Source organism: Paenibacillus ihuae (assembly GCF_001368795.1).
Taxonomy (GTDB): Bacteria; Bacillota; Bacilli; order Paenibacillales; family Paenibacillaceae; genus Paenibacillus_AQ; species Paenibacillus_AQ ihuae.
The window spans coordinates 4161678-4181202 of record NZ_LN831198.1 but is presented as its reverse complement, the minus strand read 5'-3'; the positions used below and the strand labels follow the sequence as shown (position 1 = coordinate 4181202).

At 53.6% G+C, this 19525-nt stretch carries 12 protein-coding genes; 7 read left to right on the top strand and 5 right to left on the bottom strand.

Annotated features, from left to right (window positions below; genetic code table 11):
• Window positions 1-138: 138 nt before the first annotated feature.
• From AQR02_RS19245 to AQR02_RS19225, 5 genes are all read left to right on the top strand, one after another.
• Window positions 139-4686 carry a carbohydrate binding domain-containing protein gene (locus AQR02_RS19245; protein ID WP_054941854.1) on the top strand — a complete coding sequence of 1516 codons (4548 nt, stop codon included), beginning with the start codon at window positions 139-141 and terminating at the stop codon, window positions 4684-4686.
• A 133-nt stretch (window positions 4687-4819) separates the two neighbouring features.
• Window positions 4820-6217 (top strand): sugar ABC transporter substrate-binding protein, encoded by a 1398-nt coding sequence (locus AQR02_RS19240; protein WP_245237552.1) that lies wholly within the window; start codon window positions 4820-4822, stop codon window positions 6215-6217.
• Between the two features lie 65 nt (window positions 6218-6282).
• A complete protein-coding gene (locus AQR02_RS19235) occupies window positions 6283-7263 on the top strand; it encodes a carbohydrate ABC transporter permease (RefSeq protein ID WP_082451909.1) in 981 nt (326 codons plus the stop codon).
• Window positions 7260-8117, top strand: coding sequence for a carbohydrate ABC transporter permease (locus AQR02_RS19230; protein WP_054941853.1), 858 nt, complete (start codon window positions 7260-7262; stop codon window positions 8115-8117). The genes AQR02_RS19235 and AQR02_RS19230 overlap by 4 nt, the downstream gene beginning before the upstream one ends.
• A gap of 35 nt (window positions 8118-8152) precedes the next feature.
• Window positions 8153-11122 (top strand): GH36-type glycosyl hydrolase domain-containing protein, encoded by a 2970-nt coding sequence (locus tag AQR02_RS19225; protein ID WP_187388796.1) that lies wholly within the window; start codon window positions 8153-8155, stop codon window positions 11120-11122.
• 5 nt (window positions 11123-11127) lie between these two features.
• Here the strand turns inward: AQR02_RS19225 and AQR02_RS19220 are convergent, their stop codons facing one another.
• The 3 genes from AQR02_RS19220 to AQR02_RS19210 are packed head-to-tail and all read right to left on the bottom strand — an operon-like array spanning window position 11128 to window position 14429.
• Window positions 11128-11733, bottom strand: a complete 606-nt coding sequence (locus tag AQR02_RS19220; RefSeq protein ID WP_054941852.1) for a helix-turn-helix transcriptional regulator — start codon at window positions 11731-11733, stop codon at window positions 11128-11130.
• A 58-nt stretch (window positions 11734-11791) separates the two neighbouring features.
• Window positions 11792-12736 carry a response regulator gene (locus tag AQR02_RS19215; protein WP_054941851.1) on the bottom strand — a complete coding sequence of 315 codons (945 nt, stop codon included), beginning with the start codon at window positions 12734-12736 and terminating at the stop codon, window positions 11792-11794.
• The gene (locus tag AQR02_RS19210) at window positions 12711-14429 is read right to left on the bottom strand and encodes a sensor histidine kinase (RefSeq protein ID WP_159067793.1); all 1719 of its coding nucleotides are present in this window, start codon (window positions 14427-14429) and stop codon (window positions 12711-12713) included. Before AQR02_RS19210 ends, AQR02_RS19215 begins: the two co-directional genes overlap by 26 nt.
• Window positions 14430-14575: 146 nt before the next feature.
• Here AQR02_RS19210 and AQR02_RS19205 point away from each other — a divergent pair, with 146 nt between their 5' ends.
• Window positions 14576-16156 carry an extracellular solute-binding protein gene (locus AQR02_RS19205; RefSeq protein ID WP_054941849.1) on the top strand — a complete coding sequence of 527 codons (1581 nt, stop codon included), beginning with the start codon at window positions 14576-14578 and terminating at the stop codon, window positions 16154-16156.
• Window positions 16157-16221: 65 nt separating this feature from the next.
• On the opposite strand, the gene bglS (AQR02_RS19200) is transcribed toward AQR02_RS19205, so the two are convergent.
• Entirely contained in the window at window positions 16222-16929 is a 708-nt protein-coding gene (gene bglS / locus AQR02_RS19200; RefSeq protein WP_245237628.1) for a beta-glucanase, read from the bottom strand.
• 217 nt (window positions 16930-17146) lie between these two features.
• Window positions 17147-17869 (bottom strand): beta-glucanase, encoded by a 723-nt coding sequence (bglS, locus tag AQR02_RS19195; protein WP_054941848.1) that lies wholly within the window; start codon window positions 17867-17869, stop codon window positions 17147-17149.
• Window positions 17870-18066: 197 nt separating this feature from the next.
• Between bglS (AQR02_RS19195) and AQR02_RS19190 the strand changes: the two genes are divergently transcribed.
• On the top strand, window positions 18067-19134 hold the full coding sequence (locus tag AQR02_RS19190) for an AI-2E family transporter (RefSeq protein WP_054941847.1): 1068 nt from the start codon (window positions 18067-18069) through the stop codon (window positions 19132-19134).
• Window positions 19135-19525 lie beyond the last annotated feature (391 nt).

The following is a 19525-nucleotide window of genomic DNA, read 5'->3' as shown; positions in this document are numbered from 1 at the left end:
TGTTTTATGCGAAAGTTGCATCTTTGTTATACGCACTAAGGAATTGGTATGTTACCTGCAGCGGGCGGACTCTATACTGAAATCGACCGGCGGCAACGCCGGAAGTCTACACGTATTTACATAAGGGGGAATGTGAAGATGTACCGCAGGGGAATATCTAAGCTTCTGGTTACTGTTATGCTGCTGTCAGGTCTGCAGCTTCCGGGGAACATCGGACTCGCAAAAGCAGCCGGTCCGGAAGGGCTTCCCGGCTCAGCAGTAAGCGCAAGCAACATTAATGCAGCCGGAACGGCAATGTTTGCCGATATGAAACAGCATTGGGCGGCGGAGGCGGCGGACAGGCTGGCGGCTGCCGGGATTCTGCAAGGAGACGGTCAGGGGCAATTTGGGCCCAGCCGGGCAGTCTCCCGCGCAGAGATGGCAGTTATTCTTAACCGGGTGTTTCGCTACACAGATTCAGGGAGTGCCGTTTTTAGTGATGTAAGCGCTTCTTCCTGGTATGGCAAGGATATAGGCGGGGTCAATGCAGCCGGTATTATCAAGGGTTACGCGGACGGCCGGTTTCAGCCGGAAGCTGCTGTAACGCGGCAGGAAGTGATAACAATGCTGGTCCGGGCTTTCCTGCTGGAGGCCGCCTCTCAAACTGCACTGGCCTTGCAGGCAGACGGGTCATCCGTCAGCGAATATGCAAGGGAAGCAGTGAGCGCTATGCTTGACGCCGGTTATATTCGCGGCGACTCGGCAGGAAAGCTGAATCCGCAGGCTCCAATGACACGCGCCGAGCTGGCGGTGCTGCTCGGACGTATGATTGGATGGATTAGTCCGGACAAAGGAAGCTATTCGATTGGAGAGGTGTCCGGCAGCGTTATTGTCAACCGGGCGGACGTACGGATTGAAGGCGGATCGGTCAACGGAAACCTCTATGTGACTGCCGGAATAGGGGAGGGAGAAGTGTCGTTATCCGGACTCAAGGTGAAGGGTACCACCCGTATCTCCGGAGGCGGCGGGCATTCGGTGGTCTTTCACAAGTCTTCTCTGGGGCAGACGATTGTAGACAAGCCCAAAGTGCCTGTGCGGCTCGTCCTGGAGGATGAAAGCTCAGCGGCCCGGATCGAATTGATCCAGCCGGCCAAAGTTGAAATTGGGACCGGCTCAAGGGTGGAGGCCCTAATCGTCGGTGCCGGCGCTGCCGGATCAGAGATTGTGAACCGGGGGCACATAGGCTTGCTTGATCCGAAGGCGGGCAGTGTGCTTCTCAACGGCACAGCCCTCAAAACCGGAGAGACACTTAGGGGCTTATCCGGCAGTGCATCCTCACCGCAGACCAGCGCTACGGTTACCGCAGCCGGCGGTGGAAACGGAGGAGGAGTGACACCGTCACCGACGCCTGCAGCGACGGCCAGTGCAGTACCAACTGCAACTGCGGCTGCCAGCGCTACACCGGCTGCAACGGCGACGGCTACTCCGTCAACCCATAACGATCCATGGGAGCTGGTCTGGAACGACGAATTCGACGGCAGCTCCATTGACGGGAACAAATGGAATGTACAGGATACCGGAACTGTATACAACAACGAACTGGAATATTACCATCCGGACAACGTTGCACTCGAAACGGAGAGCGGGCAGGGTGTGCTAGCACTGGAAGCACGGAAGGAAGCTTACGGCGGGAAAGAGTATACTTCCGGCAAGCTGACCTCCAAGATGAAAGGCGACTGGACTTACGGTAAATTCACAGTGCGTGCCAAGCTGCCGATTCAGCAAGGCATGTGGCCGGCCATCTGGATGATGCCAACCGATGAAGAGAAGCAGTACGGACCTTGGCCTGGTAGCGGCGAGATGGACATTATGGAATTGACGGGACCGGTGGCCGGTGATACGGAGAAGGCTGATCTGTACCCGAGAACCGTTCATGGCTCGCTTCATTACGATATTCCGCACACGTCCCAATCGAAGACTTACGTTCTGCCCGAAGGCAAAACATTCGCCGACGATTATCACGATTTCACGCTTGAATGGCTTCCGGGCCTGATCCGGTATTACGTGGACGGTAAAATGTATTTCGAAACGAGCGATTGGGGGACTAAGGCAGAAGGTCAGCCGGATTACTACACGTATCCTGCGCCGTTTGACCGGCCGTTCTATATGATTCTCAATCTGGCGGTCGGCGGCGATTGGCCGGGTAACCCGGCGGCAGACTTCCAGTCCGATAAGATGTATGTCGATTATGTCCGAGTCTATAAGTATAAGAAGCTGGATGAGTGGCCTGACGTAACGGGAAAGCGGCCAACAAAGCCCGAGACCTCAGATCCGCAGCGTCCTGTGCTTGCAGACGGGAACCAGATTTACAACGGAGATTTCAAAGGCGCCACAGCAGCGGACGGACTTCCGCAATACTGGGAATTAATCAAGAATGCAGGCGGTGCGGGCACAGCTTCCGTCATCGAAGACAAGGATAAGGGTAAGGCCGTGAAGGTGGCTATCCAACAGGCGGGAACCCAAAATTATTCCGTTCAGCTCACTCAAATGCCGCTTATTCTGGAGAAGGGCAAAGCCTACAAAGTAACGTTTGATGCCAAAGCAGATGCGGTCCGTCCGGTGATGAGCAAGCTGACCGAATTCGGCGGCGGATGGACAGCGTACTCTAAGGAACGGAATTTCCAGCTTACCCCGGATTGGCAATCTTTTGAGTACACCTTTAACATGGCGCAGGCTACCGACAACAATGTCCGTTTTGAATTCAATCTCGGTCTAAACGATATTACAGCCTATTTCGCTAATGTCCGAGTAGTTGAGACACAGCCTCTGCCGGTAGTCCGCACTCCGCTGGCTGACGGCAACCTCATTTACAATGGAGGGTTTGAGCTGGGAGAAGACCGGCTGGGCTATTGGAGATTTGCAGTTAAGCCGGAATCGGGCGCAGCGGCGGATGCTAAGGTAACCAATATCCTGGAGCTTCCGCTCATGAAACGGATATTCAGTGCCCAAGTCGATACCACCGGTAAGTCGGCGGAGGATGTGATGCTTACTCAGACAGGTCTGCCAGTGTCTGCAGGAGGCGTCTATCAGCTCTATTTCGATGCCAGGTCGGAACAGTCTCAGCCGATGGGTATAAAGCTGGAAGCCGGTGGCGGAGATACCCTCTATCCTGACGGATCAACGCTCACTCTGACGCCGGAATGGAAGAGCTACACAGCGGAGATCTCTATGTCCAGCACAGCTGGCACCGAAGGTACGTTATCCTTCCTTCTTGGCCAGGCTGCCGGGCACACTGAGATCGACAATGTGCGTCTGGTCCGTATGGCCGAGCCGCCTGCATTAAACGGCTACCTGCATCTCCGGGGCGATCAGTACTCCGGAGCATCGGGAATCACCCTGATGCCAAGCGGCGAAGGCGGTAAGGATATCACCGATATGAACAAGGGCGATTACGCGGAGTACAAAGTGGTTCTTCCTCAGGCGGCAAGCATAGTTCCTGTGGCCAGGGTATCCAGTGTACAGGCCGAATCCGAACTGGAACTGTCCGTTCTGGATGCCGGCAAGCGCAGTGTGGCGACGGCAGCCGTGTACAGCGCGGCAATCGGGGATACGGGAGGACTCCAATCCTACCGCACCGTCATCGGCGTGCCGCTTGAGCTGCCTGCCGGAAGCTATTATTTCCGTCTTGAAGGCAGCGGCTACAACCTGGCTTGGCTGGATCTTTCCCGTGAGCTGGTGGTGAACGGCAGCTTCAGGGAGGCTACCACCGAAGGCTGGACGCTGTTCAAGAAGGACTGGGTCGACAATGATCCGGTAAAAAATACTGTAATGACTGCCGAGCATGGAGCATTACAGGTTGACCTTGGCGGCAGCGGTGACGAGGAATGGAATGTCCAGGTGAAGCAAGGCGGGATTCCGATGGAGCAAGGGAAGAAGTATTTGCTCCGCTTCGATGCAGAAGCATCCATAGCCCGGCAGATTCGCATACTTCTGCAGCATGACGGCTCTATAGACAAGGATTGGACCGCATATATGAACGAGAAAGTGGACCTGAGCGAAGCCGGGGGACATTTCGAATACCTGTTTACCGCTCCGGCAAGCGATCCCGCTGCCCTGCTTCAGTTCAGTCTAGGCAAGGTGTCGGAGCCATTGGAGGCGCATAGGATCAAGCTGAGCAACATTTCCCTGCTTCAGGTGAGTCCGGTGATGGCTGGTGAAGCCTATGGGGAGAATCTGATCCCGAACGGAGACTTCTCGGCTCCGCTGCAGGGCTGGAGCAGCTATTCATCCGACAGCGGAGAATTGTCTATTGACAATGTAAATGGGGCGCTGCGCATGCAGGTAGGCTCCACAGGGTCGAACAGCTGGGACCGGCAGGTCTACTACGAGGGAGTAGCCTACAACGAAGGCAATCATTATACACTCACTTTTAAAGCCAAGGCAGAAGCAGCACGCAAAATGAACATCAGCATCGGCTGGCTGGATGCCGCAAATAATTACACCTGGCACGGTTATGCCAGCAAAGTGGTTGATCTTGGCACGGACTACAACACTTACACCTTGGAATTCGACGTTACGGGAGATAGCACGTCCATCGGCCGAATTTCATTTGAACTGGGAAATATTACCGACGGAGGCACAGGCCATCTTGCGGTGGATGTCGATGATGTGGTGTTGATGAACAACGGAGCAATACCGGCACCATGAGACAAGCTTTATAATTTGTTATCCAGACTTGGGATTTGTTATTTAGGCGGACAAGAAACGCTTTTATAATCAAGACAGGGGGAACGGGCAACCGTTCTCCGCGATTTTCAAACGACAATGGGGGAGATTTATTTTGAAAAAGACAGCAGTATCAATCAGTGCACTGCTCATGGCATTTTCAGTAGTCGTCAGCGGATGTGGAGGCAACAACAATTCTTCAAATGCTGCTAACAACGGAGGAAACAAACAAGAGGCCAGTGCAACTGAGGCTCCTGCCACTCCAAGCACGGAACCGGTTACCCTGAACGCCTGGGTGATGCCGAACAGTCCCAAACCGGATGCAGACTTCTTGAAGACGCTTGATCCTTACCTGAAAGAGCACCCGAATGTCACCATGAAGGTAACAGTGCTGGACTGGGGCTCCGCCTGGACCAAGATTACGACAGCGGCTACAAGCGGTGAAGGCCCGGACCTGCTGCAGCTCGGATCGACCTGGGTGCCGGCAATTGCCAGCATGGGCGGCATTGACAAGATAACGGACAAAGTAGCCGATGTAGGCGGTGCTGAGGCCTTCCTGCCGGCCATCTGGACGACTACCTCTATTGCAGGCGACAGCGAGGTATACGGAGTGCCATGGTTCGTGGATGCACGGGCAATTTACTACCGGACGGATGTATTCAAGCAAGCCGGTGTTGACACAGCAACAGCTTTCAAAGATTGGGATTCCTTCAAGAGTGCGCTGCAAGCGGTCAACGGACAGACGGTGGATGGCAAGAAGATTGCCGCACTCGGACTTCCGGGCAAAAATGACTGGAACGTCGTGCATAATATCTTCCCTTGGATCTGGGCTGCAGGCGGGGACGTTCTCTCGGCAGACAACAAAGATGTAGTCTTCAATGATGATAAAGGGCTTGATGGCGTGATGTACTACACAGGACTTGCAGCGGAAGGCCTTGTTGACAAGGCATCGCTCGAGAAGAACTCGTCACAGATCGAGAGTGACTTCGGCGATGGCAAATCGGCCGTAATTATCTCGGGTCCATGGCTGGCCAAAAACTTTGCGACACCCAAAGCAAACGGCGGTATGGATGACAAGAAAGCAGCGAAAAACTTTGCGGTTGCTCCGCTTCCGGCAGGCCCTGGCGGACAAGCGACCTTTGTCGGCGGCAGTGAGCTGACCGTATTCAGCGGCTCGAAGAATAAGGAAGCTACATGGGATGTTATTAAGTACCTGACCTCTGATGAAGCGCAGAAAGCCTATGCTGCGGTATCCGGCCAGCTCCCGGCCAGACTGTCACTTCTGGAATCGCCGGACCTGGATGCCAATATGAAGGCCTTCTCGGAAGCAACGAAATACGGAAGAACCTATCCGTCCATCCCGCAATGGGGACCTACGGAAACAGCGCTGCAAAAGCATTTTGCCAACGTCTGGGATATCGTTGCCGGCGTGAAGGGCAAGTACAGTAAAGAAAGCGTCAAGGAAGAGCTGGATTCTGCAGCAGCTGAAGTCAAAGCCATTATTAACCAATAGGATCTTGGGATGCCGCCGCGCGCAGGGCGCGGCGGCTCTTCTATTAGCAAAGTGAGGGATAAGAGATGGGACTCCATACTGAAAAAAATCTTCCCGTAAAAGCGGCCGCAAGCAAACGCGCAGTGTGGCGCAAGCGGGTTAGAGATAATAAATTTGCTTATATGCTGATGGTTCCGACCATCATCTTTATGCTGCTGGTGCATCTGCTCCCGATGATTCAGGGATTCTGGATGTCCTTTTTGAAGCTGAACCAATTTACGCTGGGCAAATACCTGAAGGCACCGTTTGTGGGGATGGACAACTATATCGGCCTGCTGTTCAACTCCGATAATCCGGTCCGCCAGGGGTTGAATTTTGCCATCCGCAACACCGTGATCTATTCGGTTATCGTAACGATCGGTGTAATGATCATGGGCCTCATGATGGCTCTGCTGATGAACCGTGATTTTCCCGGACGAAGCATTGCCCGTACCGCTATGCTGCTTCCGTGGGTAGTTCCGTCATATGTGGTCGGTGTACTCTGGGGCTTCATGTGGCAGCAGAACGGGATTATCAACTACTTCCTGGTGGATGTGCTGCATCTCTTCGATGAGAAGCCGTTCTGGCTGCTGGGACCGAATACGATCTGGGCGATCATTATCCCAACCATCTGGCGCGGCTGGCCGTTCCTGATGGTCATTTTCCTGGCCGGACTCCAGACCATTCCTGAAGATATCTACGAAGCGGCAACCATTGACGGCGCAGGCAAGCTCCGCCAGTTCTGGAACATGACGCTCCCGATGCTGAAGCCGGTTATTGCGGTACAGCTTCTATTCCAAATTATTAATAATGTCTACTCTTACAACATCGTCTCCACGATGTTCGGCAATGGTGCCGGATATCCGGGCGAATGGGGAGACCTCCTGATGACAGCCTTGACCCGCCAATCCTTCGGGTATTGGTCCTTCGGTTCGGGTTCTGCCGCTTCAATCATGCTGATGTTTGCCATGCTGATGGTCGTCGGTGTCTGGTACCGCGCCTTTAGATCGGAGTTGAATGCTCAATGAGTACACATCGTAAACGTTCTGTCAGTTCGTTCCTGCTGACTTCAGTAACCTGGCTTATCGTTATATTGACGATATTCCCAATCTTGTGGATGGTCTTCACCTCTCTGCACTCCAATGATCAAATTCTGAACGGGATCACTACCTTCAGCCTGCCGAAGCCGCAGTGGGTCAACTATATCAATATGTGGGATACGGTTAACTTTGCCGTCTATTTCCGCAACAGCCTGCTGATCTGCGGTGCGACGACTCTGCTTGCCGGTTCCTTTGCCGTGCTGGCCGGATATGCGCTGGCCCGGTTTGATTTTCCCGGATCGAAGCTGTTCAGCATGAGTATCATTTCCACCCAGCTGATCCCGGGGATTATGTTCCTGTTCCCGATCTATCTGATGTTCCTGTGGATCAAGAATACGTTCGGGTTGCCGATGATCAATACGTACTGGGGAATGATTCTCGTCTATACGGCGTTCTATACCCCAATCAGTATCTGGATTATGCGCAGCTTCTTTGTCTCGATTCCAAGAGATTTAGAAGAATCGGCTACGATTGACGGCTGTTCGAAGTTTCAGGCTTTCTACAAAATTATTCTGCCGTTGTCTCTACCGGGCATCATTGCGACAGGGATCTTCATCTTCCTGACAGCCTGGGATGAGCTGCTCTTCGCCTGGGTACTCACGACAAGCTCGGATGTACAGACGATTCCGGTGGGTATCCGCCTGTTTGTCGGCCAGTACAATACCCGATATGATCTGCTGATGGCAGCTTCGACTGTTGTCACCGTGCCGGTTATGGTCATATTCTTCATGACACAGAAATACTTTATCAGCGGTATGACCGCGGGAGCTGTCAAGGGCTGATCCGCAGACTGCCAGGGAAGAGGAGATAATCTATTATGCTGAAATTCAATACCGCAAGAGAAGCAGCAGCTTCGGCTGAAGAGATTCTGAGACATGCGTTCGCTGACCGGATCGGCGGCGGCACGCACATTAGCGCCGTCTTTACCGATTCGCAGCGCTGCGGGGCTGTTGGCATAGCAGGCCTGCCGCTCCGGCTGCCTGCCATTCAGGAACTGCTGAAGCTTCCGGCCGTGGCAGCGCTGCTGCCGGCGGAAGCCGCCGCATCCGCGCTGTTCGCCGTAGAAGGCGAAGGCACGGCATTGTCGCTGTATATCCGCCATGCCGGAAGGCAGGAACAGTCAGTAGCCATCCCGGAGGCCACCGCAAGCGAGGCACTGGCGCAGCTGCAAGCTGCACCAGGCTGGGCCGGGTCGCTTAACAGCGAGGGGGAGCATGTCATTGATCTGCGCTCACCCGTACCGGGTCCGCATTTCGCGGTCAATCTGCTGCTCGGCAACCGTCTCCGGTTTCCCCACCCGCTTCAGACCACGCCCAAAAGCGTTGTTGACCGGTTCGGCGGCGGGAGCTTCCGCTCCCACGCGGCAACCCAGGTGCTTGCTACCCGTTGGGATATGCGACAGGAAGAAAACGGCTTCCCGGCCAACCGGCAGTTTTATTTGTTCGAAGACGGGAAGCAGATCTTCTACTCCGCAGACCCCGGAGAGGAAGGGATTGAATCGGCGGTCTGCCGGCATTCCCAGAATTCAACCGTAATAACCTACCGCACGCGCTGCGGATTGGAAATTATCCGCACGATCTTTATTCTTCCGCAATCCGAAGGTCTGCCTCTAGCTACCGAAATGCAGCGGATCGATATTGTGAACCGGGGGGGAGACGCCCGCCGACTCCGCCTTGTGTATACCGGGATGTTTGGTTCTGCCGCCCCGGGCGCACTCTTCGAGGATGTGCTGTACAGCAATGTCATCATGCAGGGGGGCGTGCTCCAGGATTCCTCTGGAGCTGTGGCGGCCATCAGTCCTGATTATTATCCGGAAGGCGGCCGTCACGACCTGCGCTTCCACACGATGATCATTCACGGGGCCGAAGGGCCGGTGCTGCCGCGCGAATATTGCGTCAGTTACAATGAGTTCGTCGGTACAGGCTCACTGCACCGGCCGGCCGGTGCGCTCAGGCTTAGCAGCATTCTGCACCGCAAGGGACCAGGCTTCTTCGCTGTAGCCGGTGAGGTACATATCACCGCCGGCAGCGCGGTAACTGTCGACCAGTTGACCGGACTTGTCTCCGACAAGAGCGGCGCGCCCTGGAACGACACGGTGCTGGCGGACGAGGTGGGGGCCCTGGTCGCCCGTTTCTCCGAGCGCAGCGCGGCGGAATCGGCGCTGGCGGAATCGTCCGGCTTCGTACGGGAGTATGGCAAGTTCCTGCAGGTATCCTCCGGTGACGGGAATTTCGATGTGTTTGTCAACCGCAATCTGCCGTTTCAGGTGCTCTACCAAACATTTGTCTCCCGTTCCTTTTGCCAGACACAGAAGGGATACCGGGAGATTGGCTTCCGCGAAATCCAGGATTTGTACGCCTCGATGTATTATTTCGTTGGTATGGGAAAAGGCAGCCTGGTGAAAAGTCTGTTGAAAGAATGGACCGGTATGGTGTTCGAGCTGGGCTATGCTTATCATAATTTCTTCTGGATCGGCAAGGAGCCGGGCAAATGGTCCGATGACGCATTATGGCTTGTCCAAGCCGTCTACCGTTATGTAATGCTCACAGGAGATCTGGAATTCCTGGATGAGTCCTGCCCGGTGGCGGGACAAGAGGCGAGCCGTCCGGTCTTTGAGACTTTGAAGGCGATCATTGTCTATTCGGGACGGATTTCGGTCGGCCGCCATGGTCTTCCGTTGCTGGATTTCGCAGATTGGAACGACTGCCTGAAGCTTGACGATACGTATCTGAACGGCCCGGCCAAGGAAGAGCGTTACCGGAAGCAGCTGCAGGCAGGCGGAGTCTTCGGCGATCCGCTGGACAGCGATTATTCCGAGAGTGTCATGAATGCTTTCCTGCTCAAGGTGGCCGTGGATGAGTTGTCCGTACTGGCTGCCCGGAAGGGAGAGCAGAACTATGCCGCGGAGCTGGACCGCTTCGGAGCAGAGCTGCGGGGACGTATTCAATATCATGCCTGGAAGGATAATTTCTTCGCACGCGTGCTGTTCAACCGGTATGAGAATGGCGAATACACCTATTTGGGAGCCGCCGGGGACGGTCTGTCTTCAGATCCGGCATCGGATGGTTCTTACTTCCTGAATTCCTTCAGTTGGAGTATCCTGTCCGGCTGTGCGGATGAAGCGCAGATCGCTGTGATGCTGGACACCATGAAGTCGCATCTGATGACCCCTTTTGGGCTGAAGCTGGTTTCGCCTGTGGCACTGGGACGGGTGTCCTCCCACACGGCTTCGGATGAATACTTTCCGGGCGACCGGGAGAACGGCGGCGTGTTCAAGCATGCCTGCATGATGGCCGCTGCAGCAATGTTCAAGGGAGCGAAGGAAGTATCCAATGCGGGGCTCGCCGCTGAACTGGGCCGCTTCGGCTATTGGCTGCTGGACCGGATCATGCCGTTTAAGACCATGGAAGATCCGTTTGCAATCTGCGGAAATCCGCGATTCTGCACCCAATACAATAACAGCGAGACCGGTGAGAACATCGGTCCGATGCTTAGCGGTACATCGACCTGGCTCACCCTCTCGCTGATGGAAGCGCTGGGTATTGAATATACGGCGCAAGGCATTAAGCTTAATCCGATCCTGCGGGAAGAGCAGACCGAATTCGCCTATACCCTGAAGCTCGGCGGCTCCTCGTACCGGATTTCGATCAGCAAGCCGGAGGGCTTCCGCCGGATACAAGACGGATCTGCCTGCCTGACGCTGGATGGCCGGGCGCTTGAGGAAGGGCTTGTGCCGACAGTGGATGATGGCCTCTCCCATGAGGTGGAACTGCGATTTGAAGGCTAAGATCGTTACAATGCCCGGTCGCGGAACTCATGCGGTGTCATGCCGGCGTATTCCTTGAAGAGCTTAATAAAATAATGGGCGTTGGAGTAACCAAGCTCAGTGGAAACTTCATAAATTTTCAGCGGCGTATGGATCAGCAGATACGCCGCTTTTTCCATCTTTACCCGACTGATATAGTCGCTGATTCGCTTGCCTGTCTCCAGCTTGTACATTTTGGACAAGTAGACCGGGTGCATCTTGACATGATCGGCGATGGCCTGGAGTGAGACATAATGCAGATTGCTGTTGATATATTCATGAACGTTCTGAATCAGGACAGTCCGGCTATTCAGGCGTTCCGATTCAAAATGCTCTCTTAGCAGAACGATGACCTTAAGCGCCCACTCCCGCAGCTTGTCCGGCGTCTGGAAGGGAGCCTGCTCCAGCAGCGGATTGCCTACAATCTCACTCAGCATCTTGTTGTTCTTGTGGGCGAAATAATAGAATGCCGTCTCCAGATGCAGGCGGGCTTCATGGATGTGCTCAAGTGACCGGTCCGGATTCCGGCCCAGCTCCGAAGTAATGGCATTGAGCTTGTCTTCGATCCCCTGCCAATTGTTTGCTTCGAACATATGGAAGAGCAGCGGAGGCTCATAGAGCGGCTGGAGAATCTCTACAGGCTGGGAACCGTCAGGTGTCGGTGACGTCCAGATAAATACCTGTTTCGCTGCCGATATGCTGGCGGATGGCCGTAATGGCGGATTGATAGAGCGAATAGACCTGATCGGGGAACTCTCCCCAGCCTGTGGTTACAACGGAGAGGCCGCCTCCAATCAGCGTGCTGACATGGTTCTGCAACTGATAAGCCGCCTGCGCGACATCATTCCCCGGATTACCGCTGGGTTCAATGTCATCCCTGGGCTGGAGCAGAAATATGAGATAATCATGCACATCCTTGCACGACCAGATGTGGAAATGGTCTTGGAACAGCTCCTGTGCGATATTGATGATCGCGTATTCGAACAGCAGCATGCTGCGCATGTCCTGCCGGCGGAAGAATTCCTCCGGTCTGACTACTGCGAGGCATACCGGCAGGTCGGCCCGCAGCGGGAGATCGAACTGGGCGAGCCGCTCTTGCAGCTGCTGTACGGACAGCTTCCGCCCCTGGAGCAGCTCGCTGAGCAGGCGGTCCCGCAGGAGAGGAAGATGCTCACGGAAGGTCTGCATCGTCCGCTGATAGGAGGACCAGGTCTCCCACTCTGAACGGAGCTCCTCCTGGAGCTTAACGATAACGTCGATTAGCTGGTTATTTGCAATCGGCTTAAGGAGGTAGGCGCTGGCCTGCTCTTCTATTGCCTTACGGGCATATTCAAATTCGGCATAGCCGGTCAGCATAACAACCCGGATATGCTTCCAGCGGCTGCGGATGGAAGCGATCAGTTCAATGCCCGAGATTTCCGGCATATTGATGTCAGTGACTACGATGTCTATAGGATAGCGCTGAAGCAGCTCCAGCGCTTCGTACCCGGAGTAGGCTTTGTGAACCTGTTCGAACCCCATTTCCGCCCAAGGAAGCGAGATGGATAAATCATCAACGACGTAGGGTTCATCATCGACCAGCAGAATTTGATGCATAGTTTTCCTCTTTCTTCTCCATACGGAGTGTGATTTTTAGACCGCCGGCAGGTGAAGAGGCGATCAGAAGGCCGGAAGAATCATCATAATGAGACTTAAGACGCTGCTGGATATTCCAGAGTCCGCAGCCTCCGTCCTCGCGCCTCGATTCGGATATTCTGGCATGCAGAGAGGCAATCTCCTCATCGGTCATGCCGGCTCCGTTGTCCTCAACAGTGACTGTCACCGCTTCAAGCGTTTGGCTGGCGGTGATCCGGATGAAGCCCTGGCCGATTTTTTTCTCAATGCCATGGATGATACTGTTCTCGACTAAGGGTTGAATCAGCAGCCGGGGGATTTGCAGACCAAGTAATTCATCGGCAATATCCATCTCATAGCGGATGCGCTGTTTCCGCAAATTCTGAATTTCCAGGTAATTCTCCAGGAGCTTCAGTTCATCTTGAAGCGTGGTGAGGGAATGGTCGACTTTGGTGATGTAGCGGTAATACTCCCCAAGATTAAGCGCCATCGCCTCCACCGAATCCGTATCGCCGACAACGGCCTTGCTCTTGATGAAGAACAGGCAATTATAGAGAAAATGCGGATTGATCTGTGATTGAAGCTGCTTCAAGTGAGCGTCCTTAGCCCGGATCTGTTCCAGATAGACCTGCTCAATTAACGATTGAATCTTTTCCGCCATCTCGTTAAACTCTTCGTTGAGCATCGTGAATTCAGGATTGGTCTTGGCATGAATACGGGTAGACCAGCGACCTTCCTTCATTCTGTTAAGGGAGCGCAGCAAGAGGCTTACCGGACGCTGAACTTGGCGGTAGAGCTGAAGCGAGAACAGCAGGCTCATGACCAAAAGAATGGCCGTTCCCGTCAGGAAGGAGTAGCGGCTGCTCCGGATCGGCTGAAGAATCTGCTTCAGCGGCGAATAATGCACTACCTGCCAATTGATGGCAGAGGATGGGACTGAACTGACGAGAAAGCTGCCTCCCTTGAGGCTAAAGATTTCTGAAGTTCCTTGACCGGCCGAAGAAGCCAGCGTTGTAACGATCTGCTTCGCCATTTCAGGGTCGGTATTGCGGGAAAGAATCACCCCGAATGATGGATTAAACAGGAAAGTATCGCCCTTGTTTTGCGACTGGTAGGCATCGAACAACCGCTCAATATTGGATACAGGAAAATACATGGACACCAGGAGTCCCGCCTTGCTGGGCACATTTCTTCTCTCGATAGGGTCCGACAGCAGCAGGCGGAAGCCCGCTTCAGCACTGCCCTTGTCCTCCGGAATATACTCCCAGCCCGAAGGCAAAGGCTTCTTCAGTACGGAGGAATCAAAGGAGAGAGAGGAATCCGAGCCCAGGGTCTCCCCGCTCTGCGGCTTGTACAGGACAATCCGGTTCTCCCACGTACTGGAGCTGGTCTGAAGGGAAAGCTTCTCCAGTACGGTCATAATGGTCTGGGCAGGATCAATGAGATGGCCCAGTTGCCGGATCTGCTCATAGTCGCGGACGGTCGGATCTCTCTGTAGCGCATACATGCTGCCTGCTAATTGGTTGATATTGTTGTCCAGCTGTTGAGTCAGGAACTCCAGATGGTTCAAGTCGGTCGTCTTAATCTGACTGGTAATGACACCGATATCCTTTCGGTATGACAATCCGTAGAATAAGAGCGTAACCGAAATGAGAGATAGGAGAATTGCAAGCATTTTGATGAATAGGTTCGGCCGCCGGGTCATAAGATCATCCTTTACAAAGACTTCAATCTACTAAATGCAGTGTATCACACGATGCTGAAGACGATTGTGATACAATCGGTTCAACTCCCCAGTATTTTACGAAAAGCAGGTGTTTCATGAAAATCCGTTTATCACTACTCATACTGCTCCTGACGTTGTCGGGTTGCGACTTCCAGAGCACCGGCGAAAGTCTCCCGGCAGCTTCCCAGGAGAGCATAACGCCTCATTTCGAAGTCAGTGAAGGTAAATATATTCCTCCTGTAGATCTGTATACAGTAGGCTCCGTCAACCCCAATCTGACCTTTAAAAAGGGCGAGAGCCTGGAACATAACGTGCATACGACTTGGGCTGAGGAACGGCTGGGTATCCGCATCCGTTATCTATGGACCATCTCCGGCACCTCCGAGACCTATGCCAACAAGCTGAGGCTTGAGCTGGCCAAAGGCAATATGCCCGATGTCGTAACGACAAGAGATGCAGATATCATCCAGGAACTGATCGAATCCGGGCAATTCATGGAAGTTGGCAGTTTATTTGATAAATATGCTTCCGCGGTTTGGAAGAAGGCCGTGGCCGAGGACCCCTCGGCGTGGGATCCCTTCGTGCGGGACGGACACAAGTATGCAATTCCAATCATGGACTATGAATATAACTCCGATCCGCTGCTCTGGATCCGCCAGGATTGGCTGGACAAGCTGAATCTGGCGGCACCGCGGACTTTGGACGAACTGGAACGGGTCATGGATGCCTTTGTCAACCGGGACCCGGACGGCAACGGTCTTAAGGATACTTACGGCCTTGCAGTCGGTTTCAGGAATGGTGCCAATACTTGGATGGGCGACAGCAGTTGGATTTTTGGCGCGTTCGGCACGGTTCCTGAGCAATGGAACCGCCGGAGCGACGGAACACTGGAATACGGGTCCGTGCTGCCAGGTGCCCGCAAGGCTGTCGCACTCATGAAGCATTGGGTGGGGCAAGGATACTTGTCCGCCGACAGTGCGTGGCTGGATGAAGAGGGCGCCGCCAATCTGTTCGTTTCGGGCAAGGCCGGCATCATTGCCGGTCCGTACTGGATGCGCGGCTGGCCCTTATCATACCTGACCGATACAGACCCGCAGGCACGCGTCCAGGCTGTCGCCATCCCTTCCGGACCGGACGGCACCGCCATGAGAAGAGGCACCTTGCCTGTCAACGGCGCTATTCTGATTAACAAGAAGATGAAGCATCCTGAAGTCTTTTTTACCTATCAGAATTATTTGTTTGATTCTTACGCTACCTCGACCGGCGAGTTCAGCAATGGTCTAGCAGAGGGATATGATTGGACAATCGTTGACGGAAATCCGACCATTATGCCTTCTGCTCTGCCGATGGGCGGCATCCGGGTCGCTTCTTATACACTGACCTTCGATGGAGCGAGAATTCCTTCCAAGGTCATCAAGGAAATTCCGAAGGACATTGCTCCCGTGCTGCTCGGCCAGAAGGATGCTTCCCGTAAGGAGCAGTTCACGGGACCGCCGACCGTGACGATGAAGAGCGCCGGGGAGCTGCTGAAGAAGCTGGAACAAAAAAGCTATCAAAAAATCATCTTCGCGGACAGCGGCATCGGAGAATTTGACGAATTTGTCGGCAAATGGAAAGCCTACGGGGGATTAACCGAAACCTCAGAGGTCAATGCCTGGGACCGCAGTCGCCATTGAGTGCCGCAGGGACAAGAAACCGCCTTGATTAAGGCGGTTTCTTGTCGGAATGGCGCAGGGAATTATTACTCGCCCGATGCTTGATCCGGAGTATAGCGGAACTGGTCATAGTAAGCGTGGAGCGGTACCTTGCCGTCAAACGGCTCCAGCCAGGAGTCCACGCCAGTCCCGTTCCAGAGATTCATCATAATGCGGCCCGCGGTGGAGGGGATGTTCGCAGTGGCTGTGTGAACGGGCCGTCCGTCGATGTACCAGGTAATGGAGTCCCTCTTCCAGTCGAAGCCATACCAGTGGAATTCCTGTGAGGCATCAAAGCCGAGGTCGATCACCTGCTCATGCCCCCCTGCCCCGTCAGTGAAGTAATTTAACTGCACCTGCCGCGTATTCTTGCCCAAAAATTCAATGTCGATTTCGTCCCAAGGTTCACCTTCCGAAGGGCCGGTATAAGTGAAAAAAGAAGAGACCACACCGGGATTGGCCGCCGGCTTCATCCGGATTTCATACCTGCCATAGCCGTACTTGTCCAGCGAACGGTACTCCGCACCGTCGAACTCTCCCGGAGACGGGCTGGTGAGCGACAGGGTCATGAGGTCATCTCCGGCGAACGAAACGTTGTCCTCGCGCCAGGTGCAGTTGAACATGTCTCCATTGGAATAGCCATCCGTTTTCTTCCAGAACTCCGAGTTGAATGTTGTGAATTTGTCCTTGACGCTTCCGGCTTCTGAGCTGGATGCTGAAGTGAAAGCCCATATCCCCCATACAGCGGCCGACAGAGCTGCAACCGCTGCGGACGTTTTGATTAACCTGCTGCGTATCAAACCTGTTCCTCCTGTGATGTTTTCTTGCTAATATCGTACTGAATGACGGCTGCAGCCGCCATACCAATGTGTCAATCCGAATAACAAATTCTGAAGATAACGGATTTGAACAGAAGCAAAAGGACCCCGGCAGGCGCGTTCTGTGTAGCCGCCTGGGTCCTTTTGCCCGCTTTTAGTTGCCTGTATATTTCAACCAATCGTAATAGGCATACAGCGGATTGGCCCCGTTATATGATCCGAGCCAGGAATCGACGCCTGTACCGTTCCAAAGGTTCATCATGATTTTACCGGCACGGGAGGGAATATTGCTGGTGGCCGTATGCTTGAGCACTCCATCCACATACCATTTAATCGACCCTGCCTGCCAGTCAAAAGCATACGTATGATAGCCCTGCGAAGCATCGAAGCCCAGATCGACGACCTTTTCGTGTCCGCCGACGCCATTAGTGTAATAATTGAACTGTACTTTAGTCGTATCCTTGCCAAGGAATTCGATATCAATCTCATCCCATGGTGTTCCGTCGGAAGGACCGGTATACGTGAAGAAGGAGGAGACGATTCCGCTGTTTTTGGCCGGCTTCATGTTGACCTCATATTTGCCGTAGCCGTACTTGTTTGTAGACCGGTATTCAGCACCGTCAAACTTATTGTAGCTGGAACTGGTCAGCGCAAGGCGAAGCTGTCCTCCGCTGGTAAATGAGACATTGTTGGCGCGCCAGGTGCAGTTAAACATACCTCCATTGGAATAGCCGTCGGCTTTTTGCCAGGTTGCGGAATTGAAGTAGGTCAGAGGTTCATAAAAGACGGTGGCAGCCGATACAGACGGAGCCCCCGCCAGCAATCCGACAAGCAGCAAGGTCAGACCAGCACCGCAAAATTTCTTCAGTCTTTTCATAGAAAAGCATTCCTCCTTAAAATGAAAGCGTTTTACAATATGATTTTAGCCAACGCCGATTCTGTCCACCATACCAACTTTCGAACCGGGATAACAAAAAACAATTATTTGTTGGGCAACAAGAGTATTTTGCCATCCTCCCACACATACTGATATCGTATGCCTGTCTTAGGCTGATTACGATCAGGAGGGATAACGTGGAGCAATGGTCGCAAAGCAAATGGTTCCGCTGGATGATCGGTGTGCTGCTCTGCCTGATCATTTTATATTTTGTCTGGCTGCTCCGTCCGATGCTGCATGGGATATTTGTTTTTCTAAAAGCGATTCTGGCGCCCTTTCTGGCTGCGATGATCATTTCCTACGTGCTGAATCCGGTAGTCAGTATGCTGGCCGGGCGGAAAATGCCGCGGGGTGTGGCGGTGCTGCTCATCTATACTGTATTCCTGACTACGCTTGCCGTCATAGCTATTAACCTGATCCCGATGTTCATCGAACAGCTGGAGGAGCTGAACGAGCATTTGCCGGAAATGACGCTGCATGCGCAGGGCTTAATGCGGAAGATGAATACCAGGCTGATCCCGCCGGGTGTAGAAACAGGGATGAATAACTGGTTTTTTCAACAGGAGAACCGGCTTGCGGAAGGGATTTCCCATTTTCTCGATAATATCGGAACGACGATAGGGGTGCTGTTCAATGCCTTTATCGTACCGTTTCTTGTGTTCTATATCCTAAAAGACTTCGACGTGTTTGAACGGACGGTCGTTTCCTGTCTGCCCCGCTCCCGCCGCAAGTCGATGGTGAAGCTGCTGAAGGATATTGATGAGGCACTCGGCAATTATATCCGCGGCCAGTTTCTGGTCTGTCTTATCATCGGTGTACTGGCCTATATCGGTTACGCGATCATTGGTATGCCGTATGCCCTGCTGTTTGCCTGCGTGGTGGCTGTGTTCAATATCGTTCCGTATATGGGCCCGTTTCTCGGGGCTGCTCCTGCGATTGTGATGGCGACGACGATCTCGCTGCGGCTTGTGCTGCTGGTAGCGGTCGTGAATACGCTGTGCCAAATGCTGGAGAGCAACGTTATTTCCCCGCAGGTAGTGGGCCGGAGGCTGCATCTGCATCCGTTGATGATCATTTTTGCCCTGCTGGTCGGCGGGGAGGTTGCAGGAATGATCGGCTTAATCCTCGCGGTGCCGGTCTTTGCAGCCGGAAAAGTCGTCATTCAGCATATCTTTACGTATTATATCCGGCGTAAGCCTGTGTGAGCTGGCAAAAACATTGACTATAGACAACAAAGTTGTATATAATATTGTGTAATATTACGATTAGCATATCGAAATACCTATCGATGAAGAGGAGTATTAATTTGCTGGACGTTAGTTCAGAGAGCCGGTGTACAGGTGCAAGCCGGTTAACGAAGCGGATGAACTCACCTCGGAGTAACGGCGCAAGCCGCAGGTTCTGTAAATGGTCTTTACAGAGTCCAGCGTGTGAACCGTCGTCGCCTCACCCCCGATAAAGGGTGTTAAAGTGAGTGGCAGGCAGAGCATGTCCAGCCGCTAACCAGGGTGGTACCACGGGAATTCAAACCTCTCGTCCCTAGCGTAAATACGCTAGGGATGGGAGGTTTTTTTGTACTTACGGCAGCAGTACTCC

What these genes read in the sequence shown, in the direction of transcription:
- AQR02_RS19225 (WP_187388796.1), top strand. Translation starts at nt 8,153, where the DNA reads ATGCTGAAATTCAATACCGCAAGAGAAGCAGCAGCTTCGGCTGAAGAG.
- AQR02_RS19205 (WP_054941849.1), top strand. Translation starts at nt 14,576, where the DNA reads ATGAAAATCCGTTTATCACTACTCATACTGCTCCTGACGTTGTCGGGT.
- bglS (WP_054941848.1), bottom strand. Translation starts at nt 17,869, where the DNA reads ATGAAAAGACTGAAGAAATTTTGCGGTGCTGGTCTGACCTTGCTGCTT.
- AQR02_RS19220 (WP_054941852.1), bottom strand. Translation starts at nt 11,733, where the DNA reads ATGTTCGAAGCAAACAATTGGCAGGGGATCGAAGACAAGCTCAATGCC.
- AQR02_RS19245 (WP_054941854.1), top strand. Translation starts at nt 139, where the DNA reads ATGTACCGCAGGGGAATATCTAAGCTTCTGGTTACTGTTATGCTGCTG.
- AQR02_RS19210 (WP_159067793.1), bottom strand. Translation starts at nt 14,429, where the DNA reads ATGCTTGCAATTCTCCTATCTCTCATTTCGGTTACGCTCTTATTCTAC.
- AQR02_RS19230 (WP_054941853.1), top strand. Translation starts at nt 7,260, where the DNA reads ATGAGTACACATCGTAAACGTTCTGTCAGTTCGTTCCTGCTGACTTCA.
- AQR02_RS19235 (WP_082451909.1), top strand. Translation starts at nt 6,283, where the DNA reads ATGGGACTCCATACTGAAAAAAATCTTCCCGTAAAAGCGGCCGCAAGC.
- AQR02_RS19215 (WP_054941851.1), bottom strand. Translation starts at nt 12,736, where the DNA reads ATGCATCAAATTCTGCTGGTCGATGATGAACCCTACGTCGTTGATGAT.